Origin of the sequence: Paenibacillus oleatilyticus (assembly GCF_018998565.1) — a bacterium.
In the GTDB taxonomy this organism is placed as follows: domain Bacteria; phylum Bacillota; class Bacilli; order Paenibacillales; family NBRC-103111; genus Paenibacillus_G; species Paenibacillus_G oleatilyticus.
The window spans coordinates 77,102-77,763 of record NZ_JAHNZO010000001.1; the positions used below are offsets into that span (position 1 = coordinate 77,102).

Annotated in this window: 1 protein-coding gene; it reads left to right on the top strand. The window is 63.4% G+C overall.

The genetic code is table 11. The annotated features are described in order from the left end of the window. The coding region (locus KQX66_RS38780) for a collagen-like domain-containing protein (protein WP_498046619.1) at window positions 1–662 on the top strand (662 nt) is incomplete at both ends.

Here is a 662-nt window from a genome sequence, read left to right on the forward strand (position 1 = left end):
ACTGGTGCTACCGGTGCTCAAGGGCCTCAAGGCGACCAAGGACCTCAAGGTGACCAAGGGCCGCAAGGCGCTACTGGCGCTCAAGGACCTCAAGGTGACCAAGGGCCACAAGGCGCTACTGGTGCTACCGGTGCTCAAGGGCCTCAAGGCGACCAAGGACCTCAAGGCGCTACCGGTGCTCAAGGACCTCAAGGCGATCAAGGGCCTCAAGGCGCTACTGGCGATCAAGGACCTCAGGGCGATCAAGGGCCGCAAGGCGCTACTGGCGCTCAAGGACCTCAGGGTGATCAAGGACCGCAAGGCGCTACCGGTGCTCAAGGACCTCAAGGCGACCAAGGGCCGCAAGGCGCTACCGGCGCTCAAGGATCTCAAGGCGACCAAGGGCCTCAAGGTGTAACTGGCGATCAAGGACCTCAAGGCGACCAAGGGCCTCAAGGTGTAACTGGCGATCAAGGGCCTCAAGGTGTAACTGGCGATCAAGGGCCGCAAGGCGCTACTGGCGCTACCGGTGCTCAAGGGCCTCAAGGCGACCAAGGGCCACAAGGTGACCAAGGGCCGCAAGGCGTTACTGGCGCTACTGGTGCTCAAGGGCCTCAAGGCGACCAAGGGCCGCAAGGGGCTGCTGGCGCTCAAGGACCTCAAGGCGACCAAGGGCCGCAAGG